We start from the raw sequence: 14,259 nt of genomic DNA, 5'->3' as shown, positions 1-14,259 counted from the left end.
TCCGCGAGGGCATGCGCGGCTTCCTCTCGCGCTCCCGGTCCCTGAGCCTGTCGAAGGGCGGACGCCGCAAGGCGAACTCGATCGACGACATGGCCGAGCGCACGATCATCTCCGCCTCCGAGCGGCGCCGCACCGGCAACCGCATCGGCATGTCGATCACTCACGTCTTCCTCTTCGTCACGCTCGTGATCGCCGGTCTCGGGCCGATCCTGTGGCTCGCGAAGTCGGCGATCACCCCGACGCAGGACACCATCCAGCAGCCGTTCGCGCTGTGGCCGAACGGCATGGACTGGGCGAACCTGTCGACGGCGTGGAACGACATCCACATCGACCAGTACTTCTTCAACACGATCGTGATCGCCCTGGGCGCCTGGTTCACACAGCTGTTCATCGCGACGACCGCCGGCTACGCGCTGTCGGTGCTGCGCCCGAGGTACGCGCCGATCCTGAACGCGCTCGTGCTGGCGACCCTGTTCATCCCCGGCATCGTGCTGCTGGTGCCGCTGTACCTGACGATCGTCAACCCGCCGTTCCTGCCCGACGGCGCCAACCTGCTCAACAACTACCTCGCGGTGTGGCTGCCGATGGGTGCCAACGCGTTCAACATCCTGCTCGTCAAGCGCTTCTTCGACAATCTGCCTCGTGAGGTGTTCGAGGCGGCGAAGACCGACGGCGCAGGCCCGTTCCGCCTGTTCTGGTCGGTGGTGCTCCCGATGTCGAAGCCCATCCTCGGCGTGGTCTCGGTGTTCGCGATCATCGCCGCGTGGAAGGACTACCTCTGGCCGATGCTGGTGCTGCCGAACCCGGTCGTCCAGCCGCTGTCGGTGCGTCTGCCCGCGGTCCAGTCGCAGACGGAGCTCGATGTGTTCCTCGCGGCGCTCGCCATCGCCACGCTCATCCCGATCGCGATGTTCCTGCTGTTCCAGTCTGTGTTCCTGCGCTCGGCGGGTCTCGGCGGCGCGGTCAAGGGCTGACGACAGGGATGACGTGGATGCCGCGGCCCGCGGCATCCACGTCATCCCTGGTCTGCGGGTCAGAGGCCGTCGGTGTCGTGGCCTCTCGGCAGCACGACCTTGAGCCCCCCGGCGGCCACGTGCACGCGGACGGCGGTCGCCTCGCCGAACTCGTCGCCGTCGAGCTGCACGGGTCGTGCCTCCTGGGCGGCCAGCTCGATCCCGGCGCCGCGCGAGTAGACCACCGAGTTGTCCTTCGTGCGCAGCGAGAGCACTTCGCGGCCGGCGCGGAAGCGGCGCAGGAAGCTGTTGTCCCACGCGACGCGCCGCCACACGAAGAGCCAGCCGAAGAGGCCCTTGGGCTGGAAGACCACGATGTCGAGGTCGCCGTCGGCGACGGACGCCTCGGGGATGAGCTCCAGTCCGGCCGGCAGCGACCCGCAGTTGGCGAACAGCACGCTCTGCACCTTGGTCGAGTGCAGGCGCCGGCCGACCAGCTGGTACATGACGCGGAAGGACTTCGCGCGGGGGAGGGCGCGGGCCGCGCCGTCGACGTACGCGACCCAGCCGACGGCCTTCTTGAGCTCGGGACGGGTGTTCGCGATCATCGCGGCGTCGAGGCCGATGCCGCCCATCACGACGAACGCGTGCTCGGCCAGTTCGCCGTCGGGGCGCGTGAGGCGGCACCAGCCGACGTCCATGTCGAGCGTGTCGCCGTCGAACACCGCCGCCACCATCGCGGTCGGGTCTGTGAGCGGCAGCTTCAGGTTGCGCGCGAGCAGATTGCCGGTGCCGCTCGGCACGATCGCCAACGGGACGCCCGAGCCGGTCATCGCCTCCGATACCGCGCGGACGGTGCCGTCGCCGCCGGCGACGAGCACGGCGTCGACCTTCTCGGAGAGTGCCTGCCGGGCGACATCGTCGCCGAGGTCGTCGACCGTCGTCTCGTAGAACAGCGGCTCGGACCAGCCGGCCTCGGCCGACAGCCGGCTCACGGTCTCGCGCAGCGCATCGCCGTCGGCCTTGATGGGGTTGTAGACGAGTGCGGCCTTCGGCGAGGGTCGGCCGGCGTCCGCCATCGGGCGGGTCTCGCCTTCGGGGCCGACACGCCGTGCGTGGCCGGTCTCGTCGTCGGCGGTGTCGGGCTCGACGTCCTCGGGCTCGCGGATCACGTCGTCAGGTGCCGCCGCCTGCTGGGCGCCGGGCTGCGCGTCCTCGGCGGCGCCGTCGTCGGGTGCCGGGCTCTCGGCGTCTGCCGCGTGCGCCTCGACGGCCGCCAGATCGAGCTCCGCGGTGCTCGGCCCGTCCGCGTAGACCTTGTCGGCCGGATGGGGCGCCAGGTCTTCGGGGGGTGTGTCCTCGCCCGATCCGGATGCCGCCATGTGGTCCACCCTAGGACCCCGGCGCGCCATCGGGTGCCAGCGATGCGCAGCTCGCGGCCGGGTTCTGTTCCGCAGGCGCCGACTAAGCTTGCAGGGTGATCGATCCCGTGCTGCTTCGCGACAATCCCGAGCTGGTCAAGCGCTCGCAGGAGGCGCGGGGCGAATCGCCCGACACCGTCGATGTCGCGATCGAGGCGGATCGCGCGCGACGGGCCGCCATCACGGCGTTCGAAGAGCTCCGCGCTGCCCAGAACGCGCACGGCAAGCGCGTCGCGCAGGCGCCCAAGGACGAGAAGGCGGCGCTGGTCGCCGAGGCCAAGGAGCTCAGCGAGCGGGTGAAGCAGGCTCAGCACGCCGTGAGTGCTGCGGAAGAGGCATCCACCGAGGCGTTCGCCCTCCTCGAGAACATCGTGATCGAGGGGGTCCCCGCCGGCGGCGAGGACGACTTCGTCACGCTGCGCACCCACGGCGAGATCCCCGCCTTCGGCTTCGAGCCACGCGACCACCTGGAGCTCGGCGAGAAGCTCGGCGCGATCGACATGGAGCGCGGCACGAAGGTGTCGGGCAGCCGGTTCTACTTCCTCACCGGCGTCGGTGCGCGCCTCGAGATCGCGCTCATGAACCTCGCCCTCGACCGGGCGCTGCAGGCCGGCTTCACGCCGATGATCCCGCCGACGCTCGTGCGTCCGGAGGTCATGCAGGGCACCGGGTTCCTCGGCAAGCACGCCGCCGAGGTCTATCACCTCGAAGACCAGGACCTGTACCTCGTCGGCACGAGCGAGGTGCCGCTCGCCGGCTACCACATGGGCGAGATCCTCGACCTGTCGCGGGGCGCCAAGCGCTACGCCGGCTGGTCGACGTGCTACCGCAGCGAAGCGGGCTCGTACGGCAAGGACACCCGCGGCATCATCCGCGTGCACCAGTTCAACAAGCTGGAGATGTTCGTCTACACGACGCCCGAAGAGGCCGAGGCCGAGCACCGGCGTCTCGTCGAGCTGCAGGAGGGCATGCTGCAGGACCTCGGTCTCGCGTACCGCGTGATCGACGTCGCCGCAGGTGACCTGGGATCGTCGGCGGCGCGCAAGTACGACGTCGAGGCGTGGGTGCCGACGCAGGGCGCCTACCGCGAGCTGACGTCGACGTCGAACTGCACGACGTACCAGGCGCGGCGACTCGACATCCGCTACCGCCCCGACGACGCGTCGAAGACGCAGCCCGTCGCGACGCTGAACGGCACGCTGGCCACCACCCGGTGGATCGTCGCCCTGCTCGAGACCCATCAGCGCGAGGACGGCTCGGTCGCCGTGCCGGAGGTGCTGCGGCCCTTCCTCGGCGGACTCGACGTCCTGGAGCCGATCGCGTGACCGAAGCGCACCTGCCCGCGACGGGTTCCATCAAGGTAGTCAAGCCGAAGAAGGCCGCGAAACTCGTCGAGCAGGTCGCACGCGACACCGAGGATCCGCGGGTCGTCACCGAGCGGCTGCTCATCGCCCTCGACATCGACGGCACCGTCATCCTCGAGGACGAGTCGCTCAGCCCGGGAGTGGTGGATGCCGTCGAGCACGCGCATCGCGCCGGCCACGAGGTGATGGTCGCCACGGGGCGCAGCTGGGAAGGCACCCGCGGCATCCTGCGCGTCCTCGGGATCGCGCCCGAGTTCGCGGTCTGCTCGAACGGCGCCGTCGTGCTCAAGCGCCTCGAAGGCGATGAGCTGCTGTACGAGCGATGGCATGTCGAGACCTTCGACCCGCACGAGGTGCTGCAGCAGCTGCGCGAACACCTTCCGGATGCGCGCTACATGGTCGAGCTCGCCGACGGTCAGCGGCTGTACACCGAGCCTCTCCAGGACTGGAACCTCACCCGCGCACGTCGCGTGACGTTCGAGGAGCTCAGCGCCCAGCCGGTCTGCCGCATCGTCGTGGTGTCGCCCGATCAGGGCGAGCAGGACTTCGTCGAGCTCGTCTCGCGCATCGGTCTGAACCACGTGTCGTACGCCGTCGGCTGGACGGCGTGGCTCGACATCGCCCCCTTCGGCGTCGACAAGAGCACGGGGCTCGAACGGGTGCGTACCGCGCTCGGCATAGATCCCGCCCACGTGCTGGTGATGGGCGACGGGCGTAACGATGTGGGCATGTTCCGCTGGGCGCTCGACCATGGCGGCCGCGCCGTCGCGATGGCGCAGGGTCCTCAGGAGGTCCGGGATGCCGCCGGCGAGACCACCACATCGGTCGAGGCCGGCGGCGTCGCGGCCGTGCTGCGGCAGCTCTGACGGACCCGGTCGGCTAGACTCGATCGCGATTCGACGGATGCCGCCCCGCGGGGCGGGCATCGGTCGGGAGGGTTGTCCGAGCGGCCGATGGACCTGGTCTTGAAAACCAGTGGGCAGCAATGTCCCGTGGGTTCGAATCCCACACCCTCCGCAGTGCGTTCCGCTGCTCAGTCGAACGTCGACAGCATGATGTTGCGGTTGCCCTCGGGGCTCGCGAAGAGCGTGCTGCAACCGGCATCCACGGTCACTTCCGTCTCGTTGGCGCCCGGCGAGTGACGCAGCTCGAGCGGTCCGAGGTCACCGTCCGGCAGCTTCACCTCGTACGAGATGGTGCGGGACTCGCCCATCTCGAGGAGAACAGTCCTGCTCAGCGCGGTGTTGCCGTGGTCGGTGCCTGAACGGTCGCGGAACCTGTTGCCCTGCCAGGCGGAAGAGTCCTGCCAGTCGCCGCGTTCGGGGTCTGTCCACAGGATCTCCGCGCCGGGCGGAGCGAAGAACAGCACGTCCAGCATCATCGTTCTGGGGTCGATCCCGCGGAAGCCGTTGCGGAGCCCGAGCGTGTACTCGCTCTTGATGGCGTCAGTGATGCGGCTGTGCAGATCCATGGTGACGGTGATCGTGCGGTCTTCGACGTTGCAGGTCGCGCGCTGGTCGTAGTCCAGCCAGAAGTTGAGCTTGCCCACCGAGTAGTCGTTGAAGTAGATCCCCAGCTGCGTCGCCTCCGCGTTGTCCTCACGGAGTGCGCCGTCGAGTCCGTACTCGTGAGCGAGGCCCTGCAGCCCGTCATCCTCGAACCAGAGGAAGATGCGACCCTCGTCGGTGCTGCGCACGAGCTGGTCCCACATGGCGCCCATCTCCCAATCCCCGCCGGTGAGAGCGTCGAACATCACCGTCGTCACCTCACCGAAGAACGCGTCCATCGCGGCGTTGTCGGTTCCGAATCGCTCGTAGGGTTCGCTCATCAGCAGCGAGGCGGCGTTCGCCGAGTCCACGACCTCGCCGGAGGCGAGTGTCAGCGGCCCCGTCGCCTCGAGCATGTGAGCGAGGACCACGGGGTCGATCGAGATGACGCCGTCGAACGCGGGCTGGTCGGTCCATTCGCGCGTGGCCTGGAAGAGTTCCACCGCGCGCGGAAAATGCGGTGTCATCGTGAAGTTCGACGACCAGTTGGTCAGCTCGAAGGGGTAGAGGGACCGGACATCGGACGGGAGTCTGATGAGGGACCCGTTCACGGTGTCGAATCCGTTCTCAGGGAGCATGGAGTACATCAGCTCGACGCCGTCCTCCTGGCTGAGCAGGTCCATCTGGCCGTTCTCGACCTTGAGGACGAGCCAATGCGCGGGGCCGCCGCCTGTCGCGCGGATCTCGGCAGGCGTCTGGATCACCAGCTGGTAGAGCATCGGGCCGTTCGCACCTGCGGCGTGCAGGATGGCGGGCAGGTGTTCCTGCGCGAGCTTCAGGATGGGGGTCGCCCGAGAGATCAGCCCGACCATGTCGTCCAGAGGTTCGTACACGGCGGGGAGGACTTCCGTCCGGTCCAGCCCGGCTGCGATGGCCGAGGCGTCCTCGAAGGAATCGATGACGGTGGGCAGGACGGTCTCGGCGCCGAGGAAGGGCAGCACGTTGAATCCGAGGCCGCCTGCCGGTCTGGCCCCTGTGTCGGCCGCCGAGACCATGTCGACGATGGGTGGGAGCGACTGCGTGGTGATCGTGCTGACCACCTCGGTCACCGCGCGCACCGCGAGCACGTTGCTGCCCACCCGAGGGACGCCTGCGGCGAGGTCCCACAGCACCCCGTTCGACATCGCCTGCGCGCGCTGCGTCCGCTCGATGATCTCGTCGCTGACCTGCTCGAGCGTGGGGACGTCCATCGCCACGGCGGCGGCGGCGAGTACTTTCAGCTGCGCCTTCGCGGCCTCCATGTCGTCGCGGACCTGCAGCACCTGCATCGCGAACGTCCCGGCGGCGATCGCGGCGACAGCGAAGATCGTCGCCAGCGGGCCGCCGATCAGACATGCGGCCAAGCGGGCTCGCCGACGCCGACGCTCGGTCACGGTCTCGCGTGCAGCGTGGCGGGCGAACGGCGGTGCCACGCCACGTCGCCGCGGAGCGCGATCGGCCGCGGCGCTGTCCGTTGCCGTCGAGGGCGCAGAGGCGGTCACGCCCGTGATAGTACCGGTAGCCGCGGAACGGAATCCTGCGAGATCGCCGACCACCGACGCCGCCTCGACCCGCCTGGGCATCAGCGGATGTCCAGGACGGCATGGCAAGGTTGGCGGGAAGGCCAGACGCGTAACGTTGTCAGTTCAGACTCTGAACCACGCATGAATCTGCAGGAGATACCAGTGTCCTCGAAGGGCGGAATGAGCGCGACGAGCCATGCTCGTCGTGGGCGCCGCACGGTGGCGCGCCACGGTGAGCTGCGCTCTCCGACCCCGGTCGGCTTCCTGCTGAAGATTGTCGGCATCGTCGCGGCGGTGCTGCTCGTGTCGGGCGCCGGTGTCGCCGCGTATGCCGCGACCGACGTGGTCGCCAGCTTCGCCGACGGCGCGGTGGAACTCGAGGGCCAGGGGAGCGTCCCGCCGGACATCGGCGCGATCGAGGGCGGCGTCGACCTTCTCCTCGTCGGCACGGACGAGTGTGAGGAGCAGTACGCGTACCTCTTCGGCGATCGGTGCACGGGATCCGACGCCGAGGGCCAGTTGAACGACGTCAACATGCTCGTCCACATCTCCGACAATCCCCGTCGCGTGACGGTCGTGTCGTTCCCGCGCGACCTGATGGTGCCGATCCCGTCCTGCACCCGTGAGGACGGATCGACCACCTCGGCGACCTCCAAGACGCAGATCAACGCCGCCTGGGGCTACGGCGGGCTCTCGTGCGTCGCGAAGACCATCAAAGAGCTGAGCGGCTTCAACATCCCGTTCGCGGCGAAGGTGAGCTTCGGAAACGTGATCAACATCACGGACGCCATCGGCGGTGTCGACGTGTGCATCGGCAACGGCGGCATCAAAGACATCTACACCGGCATCAACTGGCCCGCCGGCGAGCGCACCATCCAAGGCATCGAGGCCCTGCAGTTCCTGCGCACCCGCCACGGGCTCGAGAACGGCAGCGACCTCGCGCGCATCTCGAACCAGCAGCAGTACATGTCGAGCCTCGCGCGCAAGCTCGTGAGCGACGAGGTGCTGTCCAACCCGGCGACGCTCTACAAGCTCGCGACGACCGCGGTCGACAACATCACCCCGAGCCAGTCGCTGACCAACCCCATGACGCTCGTGCAGATCGCGCTCGCCGTCAAGGACGTGCCGTTCGAAGACATCGTGTTCGTGCAGTACCCCGTGCTCACCGACCCCGCGGACGCGAACCGCGTCGTGCCCGACCGCGACTCGGCCGAGCAGCTGTGGGCGGCACTCCAGGCCAACGAGCCCATCGAGGTCACCCACGACCAGGACCAGACGGGCGGAGTCATCGTGGCCGATCCCCAGCCGACGGAAGGCGCCACCGATCCCGTGACGACTCCCGAGCCGACCGGGACGCCGGCGCCCACCGAGACCGCTGTCGCGCTCCCGCAGAACATCCCGGGCCAGAACGCCGCGCAGCAGACCTGCTCGGCGGGCAACGTCAGGGCCAAGGGCTGATGGCGGCGGAGAAACGGCCCTCGGCAGGGGGCCGGGTCACCATTGCGCGCCACGGAGTGCTGCGCACGCGGCATCCACTGATCACGCTCCTGTCGGTCTTCGGCGTCGTGCTCGGCGTCGTCGGCGTGAGCGGCGTCAGCCTCGCCGCCTACAACGTGTGGGACGCGTCGCAGGCGATCGCGACGAACGCCGTCGTCCTCGACGAGGAGAAGCCGCTGCCGCCGTCGCTCGGCGCCATCGAGGGCGGCGTGAACATCCTGCTCGTCGGCACGGACTCGTGCGAGGGTCAGGACCCGTCCCTCTCGGGCGCGTGCCGCGCCGGTGACACCGAGGGCGAGCGCAACGACGTGACGATGCTCGTGCACATCTCGGATGAGCCGCGACGCGTGACCGTCGTCTCGTTCCCGCGAGACATGCTCGTGCCCATTCCCGCCTGCGAGAAGCCGGACGGCAGCGGCAAGGTCTCGGCGATGTCGTCGCAGATGATCAACGCGTCGTACTGGTACGGCGGTCTCGGCTGCACCGTCGACACCGTCGAAAACCTGATCGGCAACGACCAGATCACCATCGACTTCGCGGCAGCGATCCGCTGGACCGGCGTGATCAACGTCTCCAACGCCATCGGCGGCGTCGACGTGTGCGTCGCGGGCGACATCAACGACGTCAACACCGGACTCCACCTCACCGCCGGCACGCACACGCTCACGGGCGTCGAGGCGCTGCAGTTCCTGCGCATCCGTCACGGCATCGGCGACGGCTCGGATCTCGGCCGCATCTCGAACCAGCAGCAGTTCATGAGCTCGCTGGTGCGCAAGCTGCAGTCCGACTCGGTGCTGGCGAACCCGGCGACGCTGTTCAACCTCGCCACCACGACGATCGGTCAGGTGCAGGCGGGCCAGCTTGTGCTCAGCTCAGGGCTCACCAACCCGACCCTCATGGTGCAGATCGCCATGGCGGTCAAGGACGTCCCGTTCGAGGACATCGTGTTCGTGCAGTACCCGACGGTCTACGCCCCGGGGCTCAACGGCAGCCCGTCCAGCCGTGTGCTGCCCGTGAAGGATGCCGCCAAGGTGCTGTTCGACGCGCTCGCCGCGAATCAGCCGCTGTCGCTGACCGGCGACCCGAGCGGCGGCCGCGCGATCGAGGTCACCGGCGAGGCGCAGCAGCCCGCGACGACGCCCACGACGGGCGCCACCCAGGCGCCCGCGGACGGGGCGACGGATGCCGCCGCCCCGCCGGCGACCGACGCCGGGGGCGGCACTGCCGCCACGCCCGAGCAGCGCGTGGAGCTCCCGTCGAACATCACGGGTCAGACGGCGAAGGACACCACGTGCACCCTGCCGCAGAAGTGAGCGTGGTTCGGCGCACCGCCGCGGACCGGTTATGATTGCTGGGCGCATCCCGTTGCTCTCGAGTGCAGGATGCCTGGAGACGTCGCATAGTCAGGCCTAGTGCACCACCCTGCTAAGGTGGAGTCCTCGCAAGGGGACCGAGGGTTCAAATCCCTCCGTCTCCGCAGTAAAAAACCCTGATAGACAGCATTTTCTGGTTGGGCTCTGCCCACGGATGCCCACATTTCTTACGCTTCCTGGTTGAAGCCACGGCAGTCCCGCGATGAGCGGTGAGTAGATTGCTGCACTCGTCGGGCTTGCGGGTGCGCATTTGGTCGATGAGTGTCGCTCGGGCCTGCGTCCGCGCAGTTCGACCGCGCGTCGCTGAATGGAGACGGAGGGCTACTTTCCCTCGGTCTCGTCGGCGGCACGAGCCGTGACTCCACCAGGTTGGAATCCGCGTCTCGCTACTTACCGTGGGTATCGGAAACACGGTAGCTCTCGCGGCCAATCGAGCACTGTACTTGAGTTGGCAAGACGCGCCGTCGAGTCCGGCCCCAGTTCGCGTGGCCTTCTGCGAGGTTGGGTCGCCGCCCGGCCCGAGCTGATGGAGGAGGAGAAGCAGTTGCCCGAACCCACGCCCGCCCACCCACCCACAGCTGGAGCCGCCGACAGGGGGGGCCAACAAGATCGCGGGCGGCGCTCGCTTCGTCGTCACGTTCTTCTTCGCGAACGCTGCGATGTACGCGGTCTTCAACGGCATGCAGCAGATTCTGCTTCCCTCGCAGGTTGCTGCAATCGATCCCGACGGCCGAATCGGAAGCTACGGGCTCCTGGCCACAGCTGGCGCCCTCATCGCCGCTGTCGCCAACCCGCTGTTCGGATCCATGTCGGACCGTACGCGCAGTCGCTTCGGACGACGCACCCCCTGGATCGTCTCTTCCGCATCGATCGCGCTGCTCGGCCTGGTGCTCATGGGCGGGATGACCCACCTCTTCTGGCTCGGGGCCGCCTACGTTCTCGTGATGTTGTCGATGGGCGCATACCAGGCGGTCATCGCCGCCCTGATGCCGGATCGCGTGCCCGAGTCGCGACGGGGATTGGTGTCGTCGATCGCCGGCCTCGCCACAACAATCGGTGTCATCTTCGGCATCAACGCCGCTCCTGCCTTCGTTGCGAATCCGATCGCCGGGTATGCGCTGCTTGGGACGGTTCTCGTCACCGCAGCGGTGACGATGAGCGTCCTTGCGCCGGACCCGACGATCTCCGACGGCAGCACGGCGGAACCCCCCGCCACGCGTCGCTCACTGCGAACATTCTTCGCTGGCCTCGCCGACCATGAATTCGCGTGGGCGTTCTGGGCACGCGTGGTCATCATGGCCGGGTTCTGGACGGTGTCGACATACCAGCTCTACACCCCTACAGACTTCATCGGAGTGGACGACATCCCGGGCGGCGATGCCGGAACGGGCGTCGCGATACTCGGGACGATCAATTTGGGGTGCGGATTGGTCACGACTCTGATCTCTGGTCCGCTCTCGGACCGTCTCGGCAAACGAAAGCTGTTCGTCGTTGTTGCTTCTCTCGGTATCGCGGCGGGCACGCTCATCCCCGTGTTCGCCCCGACCTGGGCGGGAATGGTTGCGTACTCGATCGTGGTCGGCACGTTCTTCGGCGCGTATCTCGCGGTGGACCAGGCGATCATGACGCTTGTGCTGCCGCGGTCGGAGGACAATGCTCGCGATCTCGGTCTCCTCAACATCGCGACCACCGCACCACAGGTTGCCGCGCCGCTCGTTGCAGGCGTCATCATCACGATCACCGGCGGCTACGTCGCACTGTTCGTGTTCGCGGCGCTCGCGGCCGTCATCGGCGCGTTCGCCATCACCCCCATCCGGCGCGTCAACTGACGCACCGCGCAAGAGAAAGAAGAACATGGTCGAGTTCGTCGATATCGTCACCTCAGCGGGCGCCATCCGAGGAATTGCTGCGGGAGGCGTGACAAGTTTCCTTGGTGTGCGCTACGGAGAGAGCACGGGCGGAGTGAACCGCTTCGCGCCGCCGGTTCCGGTGAAAGCATGGGACGGTGTTCGGGAGGCGCTCGAGTTCGGTCCAGCCGCGCCGCAGATCGACACCCGCTTGACTTCGAACGGGCGGATGCCGGAAGTCCTCACGATGCTCTACCCCCGTGGGGGGTCGCCGCTCGAGGGCGGTCCAATCAGTGAGGACTGCCGCGAGTGAATGTGTGGGCGCCGACGGACCGGCTGGACGAACCTTATCCGGTGATGGTGTGGCTCCACGGTGGCATCTTCACCCACGGCACGGGTAACGAGATGGTCTTCAATGGAGACATCCTCGCCAAGTCGGAGAAGGTCGTGGTCGTGATCGTGACTCACCGGCTGGGACTGACCGGATTCCTCGATCTCCGGGCCCTGGAGGCAGGCGGTGTCGCAGGATCCGCGAACGCGGGGATGCTCGACATCGTCGAAGCGCTGCGATGGGTACGCGACAACATCGCGTCCTTCGGCGGAGATCCGGATCGTGTGACGATCTTCGGTCAGTCAGGGGGGAGCGCCAAGGTATCGACGCTGTCGGCAATGCCCGCTGCTCGAGGGTTGTTCCACCGCGCCATCATGCAGAGTGGCCCGCTCAGGAGGTTGGCCACGCCTGACCTGGCGGCCAGGGTGCGAGATTTGACCCTTCGCGCGCTCGGAACTCGTGACTTGGACGAGTTGCGGTCGATTCCTCTGGAGGATCTGATGACCGCGCAACGACGGGTCATGGACGAGGTCTCGCCCATCGTCGGCGGGTCCGTTGAGTCCCTGCCCGGGTTCGGGCCTGCTCTCGACGACGTGGATATCCCCGAGCATCCCTTCGATGAGGCGCCGTCTTCCGTCTTCGACGACATTCCGCTGATGATCGGTTGGACCGCGCACGAGGCGGCTTTCATGATGGCGGAGTTTCCGCGGTTCACTGCGAGCATGACCGATGAGCAGGCCGTCGGCGAGCTCGAGGCGTTGGCTCCCGGCGAGGGGTCAGCGCGATTCGCCGCCGCGGCGGCCGCAGCTCCCGCCGACCCGCCCCACCTGGTCCTGGCGCGCGTCGTCGAGGAGATGACCGGGTTTCGCGGCGGCAGTGTCCGCATCGCCGACATGGTCGCCGGTCGCGGTCCTGGCGTGTGGGCCTACCAGTTCGAGCAGACCACCGACGTGCTCGGCGGGCTTCTCGGCGCGTGCCACAGCCTGGATCTTGCGTACGTCTTCGGAACGGTCGAGCGCATTCCGCTCACCGGATCCGACCCACGCCGCATGGACGTATCGCGCCAGATGATGCACGCATGGGCGTCGTTCGCGCGTGACGGGGTGCCGGCGGTGCCGGGCCGTTGGGCGCCGTGGACGACCGATTCCCGTACACCACACGTGTTCAGCGGATCGCCGGCGGTATAGGCGGCCTGTCATCAGCGAACGACCCGCGCCGGAAAACGTTCGGCGCGGGTCTTGTGCATATCGGGCGCCTGGGGAACTGACGCATCGTCTTGTCGCCGCGCTCCGGCTGAGCACCGCTGGTCGGGGGACGGGTCGGCATAGGCGTCGTTGACGTCCGCGCGATGACAGACTTACGCAAGGGCATCTGTTCGAGGAGGTCGCTCGTGAATCTGCGTGACTTGGAGATCTTCTTCGCCGTCGCGGACGAGCTCCATTTCGGCCGCGCGGCGATGGTGCTGCGGATCAAGCAGTCGAGCGTCAGCGAGTCAATCGTGCGTTTGGAGACAGCTCTCGGCGCGCCACTGTTCTATCGAACGACGCGTCGAGTCTCGATCACTGATTTCGGTGGCCGGGTACTCGCGAACCTGCGACCGGCCTACGCAGCACTCCACCAGGAGTACGCGAAGGCTGTCGCGGACGGGCACCACCGTGGCGAGCTTCGGTTGGGGCATACTCCCGAACTCGGCCAGGCGCTGCTTCCCGGCCTCGTCCGCTTGACCGCCCACGCGGGGCCAGGTGCACCGCCCTCGTGGCGCCCCCTCGCCATGCACACGCACGAGCAGATAGCGGCCTTGCAATCCGGCGCCATCGATGTCGGACTGTGCTGGGAACCCTCGGTCAATGATCAGATAACCCAGGTTGTCCTGGCCACCGCGCCGTTGGTGGCAATCCTCCGCGACGACGACTCGCTTGCCGAGCCCAGGTCTCCGATCTCATTGCGCGAACTCGCCGGCCGGCCGCTGATCGTCTCACCCCGCACTGACAACCAGATGGCATTTGCGCGCATAGAGCGGGCCTTCATCGGAGCTGGGATCGACATGGGCTCGGTTTCGGAGGTATCCCACTACGACGCTGTGTCCTTACACGTTGCGCGTGGTTACGGCATCGGCGTTCATCCTGCACCTGCGGTGGGCCTGAATCGTGTCCCAGGCCTCGCTTTTCGCAGAGTGGCTGATGAGGGCGTGGGGATCAGCGTGTGCGCGATCGTCCTGACGGCGACGGCCACCCGCGAGGTTTCGCAGATGCTCGGTGCACTGCGCGCGGTGACCACCGAGGTGATCAACGCCATCTGAGTGACGGCGGGCATTCATAGCCGCAGCCGATCAGTCCTTCGGCTATTGGTCGTTGATGCGTATGCGGCGAGGAACGACGATCGTCATCACGGCTCGTTCTTGCGAGCGTTCTCCAATGACGTAGG

11 protein-coding genes and 2 tRNA genes are annotated in these 14,259 nt (G+C 67.7%); 11 read left to right on the top strand and 2 right to left on the bottom strand.

Going from position 1 to position 14,259, the window contains the following annotated elements:
- Positions 1-89: 89 nt before the first annotated feature.
- Positions 90-974 (top strand): carbohydrate ABC transporter permease, encoded by an 885-nt coding sequence (locus tag FB391_RS13275; RefSeq protein WP_425462957.1) that lies wholly within the window; start codon positions 90-92, stop codon positions 972-974.
- A 59-nt stretch (positions 975-1,033) separates the two neighbouring features.
- On the opposite strand, the gene FB391_RS13270 is transcribed toward FB391_RS13275, so the two are convergent.
- Positions 1,034-2,335 (bottom strand): diacylglycerol/lipid kinase family protein, encoded by a 1,302-nt coding sequence (locus tag FB391_RS13270; protein ID WP_141895026.1) that lies wholly within the window; start codon positions 2,333-2,335, stop codon positions 1,034-1,036.
- 95 nt (positions 2,336-2,430) lie between these two features.
- On the opposite strand from FB391_RS13270, the gene serS reads away from it, so the two are divergent.
- The 3 genes from serS (at position 2,431) to FB391_RS13255 (ending at position 4,755) form a co-directional block, all read left to right on the top strand.
- The gene (serS, locus tag FB391_RS13265) at positions 2,431-3,699 is read left to right on the top strand and encodes a serine--tRNA ligase (RefSeq protein WP_141895024.1); all 1,269 of its coding nucleotides are present in this window, start codon (positions 2,431-2,433) and stop codon (positions 3,697-3,699) included.
- Positions 3,696-4,604 (top strand): HAD family hydrolase, encoded by a 909-nt coding sequence (locus FB391_RS13260; protein WP_141895022.1) that lies wholly within the window; start codon positions 3,696-3,698, stop codon positions 4,602-4,604. Before serS ends, FB391_RS13260 begins: the two co-directional genes overlap by 4 nt.
- A gap of 66 nt (positions 4,605-4,670) precedes the next feature.
- Positions 4,671-4,755, top strand: a tRNA-Ser gene (locus FB391_RS13255).
- Positions 4,756-4,771: 16 nt separating this feature from the next.
- Here FB391_RS13255 and FB391_RS13250 read toward each other — a convergent pair.
- Positions 4,772-6,628 (bottom strand): DUF4012 domain-containing protein, encoded by a 1,857-nt coding sequence (locus tag FB391_RS13250; protein ID WP_185843069.1) that lies wholly within the window; start codon positions 6,626-6,628, stop codon positions 4,772-4,774.
- Positions 6,629-6,967: 339 nt separating this feature from the next.
- On the opposite strand from FB391_RS13250, the gene FB391_RS13245 reads away from it, so the two are divergent.
- The 7 genes from FB391_RS13245 (at position 6,968) to FB391_RS13215 (ending at position 14,134) form a co-directional block, all read left to right on the top strand.
- Positions 6,968-8,245, top strand: a complete 1,278-nt coding sequence (locus FB391_RS13245) for an LCP family protein (RefSeq protein ID WP_185843085.1) — start codon at positions 6,968-6,970, stop codon at positions 8,243-8,245.
- Entirely contained in the window at positions 8,245-9,597 is a 1,353-nt protein-coding gene (locus FB391_RS13240; protein ID WP_185843068.1) for an LCP family protein, read from the top strand. Before FB391_RS13245 ends, FB391_RS13240 begins: the two co-directional genes overlap by 1 nt.
- A gap of 75 nt (positions 9,598-9,672) precedes the next feature.
- A tRNA-Ser gene (locus FB391_RS13235) sits at positions 9,673-9,761 on the top strand.
- Positions 9,762-10,316: 555 nt separating this feature from the next.
- Positions 10,317-11,486, top strand: coding sequence for an MFS transporter (locus FB391_RS13230; protein ID WP_141895017.1), 1,170 nt, complete (start codon positions 10,317-10,319; stop codon positions 11,484-11,486).
- Positions 11,487-11,511: 25 nt separating this feature from the next.
- A complete protein-coding gene (locus FB391_RS20110) occupies positions 11,512-11,817 on the top strand; it encodes a carboxylesterase family protein (protein ID WP_141895015.1) in 306 nt (101 codons plus the stop codon).
- A complete protein-coding gene (locus tag FB391_RS13220) occupies positions 11,814-13,022 on the top strand; it encodes a carboxylesterase family protein (protein WP_185843067.1) in 1,209 nt (402 codons plus the stop codon). Before FB391_RS20110 ends, FB391_RS13220 begins: the two co-directional genes overlap by 4 nt.
- A gap of 203 nt (positions 13,023-13,225) precedes the next feature.
- Positions 13,226-14,134, top strand: coding sequence for a LysR family transcriptional regulator (locus FB391_RS13215; protein ID WP_185843066.1), 909 nt, complete (start codon positions 13,226-13,228; stop codon positions 14,132-14,134).
- Positions 14,135-14,259 lie beyond the last annotated feature (125 nt).

Origin of the sequence: Microbacterium kyungheense (genome assembly GCF_006783905.1) — a bacterium.
GTDB lineage: Bacteria > Actinomycetota > Actinomycetes > Actinomycetales > Microbacteriaceae > Microbacterium > Microbacterium kyungheense.
This window is presented reverse-complemented; position numbering and strand designations above follow the sequence as displayed.